This is a genomic window from Arthrobacter sp. ov407 (assembly GCF_900102895.1).
Lineage (GTDB): Bacteria > Actinomycetota > Actinomycetes > Actinomycetales > Micrococcaceae > Arthrobacter.
Window position 1 is genome coordinate 1 of the sequence record NZ_FNGD01000025.1, and the last position, 1,642, is coordinate 1,642.

General features: G+C 56.9%; 1 rRNA gene. It reads left to right on the forward strand.

From position 1 onward, the window contains the following. Nucleotides 1-100 precede the first annotated feature (100 nt). Nucleotides 101-1,627, forward strand: a 16S ribosomal RNA gene (locus BLS42_RS19820). The last annotated feature ends 15 nt before the right edge of the window (nucleotides 1,628-1,642 follow it).

Below are 1,642 nucleotides of genomic sequence, written 5' to 3' on the forward strand. Positions count from 1 at the left end.
CGCCACCCCGTGGTGTGGTCTGGTTTTTACAGCTGGTTTCAAATTTTGTGCATTGTGTGCATCCCGTTTTCCCGGGGGCGCATGGTGTGTCTGTTTTACTTCAACGGAGAGTTTGATCCTGGCTCAGGATGAACGCTGGCGGCGTGCTTAACACATGCAAGTCGAACGATGACCCGGTGCTTGCACCGGTGATTAGTGGCGAACGGGTGAGTAACACGTGAGTAACCTGCCCTTAACTCTGGGATAAGCCTGGGAAACTGGGTCTAATACCGGATATGACTCCTCATCGCATGGTGGGGGGTGGAAAGCTTTATTGTGGTTTTGGATGGACTCGCGGCCTATCAGCTTGTTGGTGAGGTAATGGCTCACCAAGGCGACGACGGGTAGCCGGCCTGAGAGGGTGACCGGCCACACTGGGACTGAGACACGGCCCAGACTCCTACGGGAGGCAGCAGTGGGGAATATTGCACAATGGGCGCAAGCCTGATGCAGCGACGCCGCGTGAGGGATGACGGCCTTCGGGTTGTAAACCTCTTTCAGTAGGGAAGAAGCGAAAGTGACGGTACCTGCAGAAGAAGCGCCGGCTAACTACGTGCCAGCAGCCGCGGTAATACGTAGGGCGCAAGCGTTATCCGGAATTATTGGGCGTAAAGAGCTCGTAGGCGGTTTGTCGCGTCTGCCGTGAAAGTCCGGGGCTCAACTCCGGATCTGCGGTGGGTACGGGCAGACTAGAGTGATGTAGGGGAGACTGGAATTCCTGGTGTAGCGGTGAAATGCGCAGATATCAGGAGGAACACCGATGGCGAAGGCAGGTCTCTGGGCATTAACTGACGCTGAGGAGCGAAAGCATGGGGAGCGAACAGGATTAGATACCCTGGTAGTCCATGCCGTAAACGTTGGGCACTAGGTGTGGGGGACATTCCACGTTTTCCGCGCCGTAGCTAACGCATTAAGTGCCCCGCCTGGGGAGTACGGCCGCAAGGCTAAAACTCAAAGGAATTGACGGGGGCCCGCACAAGCGGCGGAGCATGCGGATTAATTCGATGCAACGCGAAGAACCTTACCAAGGCTTGACATGGGCCGGACCGGGCTGGAAACAGTCCTTCCCCTTTGGGGCCGGTTCACAGGTGGTGCATGGTTGTCGTCAGCTCGTGTCGTGAGATGTTGGGTTAAGTCCCGCAACGAGCGCAACCCTCGTTCCATGTTGCCAGCGCGTAATGGCGGGGACTCATGGGAGACTGCCGGGGTCAACTCGGAGGAAGGTGGGGACGACGTCAAATCATCATGCCCCTTATGTCTTGGGCTTCACGCATGCTACAATGGCCGGTACAAAGGGTTGCGATACTGTGAGGTGGAGCTAATCCCAAAAAGCCGGTCTCAGTTCGGATTGGGGTCTGCAACTCGACCCCATGAAGTCGGAGTCGCTAGTAATCGCAGATCAGCAACGCTGCGGTGAATACGTTCCCGGGCCTTGTACACACCGCCCGTCAAGTCACGAAAGTTGGTAACACCCGAAGCCGGTGGCCTAACCCCTTGTGGGAGGGAGCTGTCGAAGGTGGGACTGGCGATTGGGACTAAGTCGTAACAAGGTAGCCGTACCGGAAGGTGCGGCTGGATCACCTCCTTTCTAAGGAGCACCTAC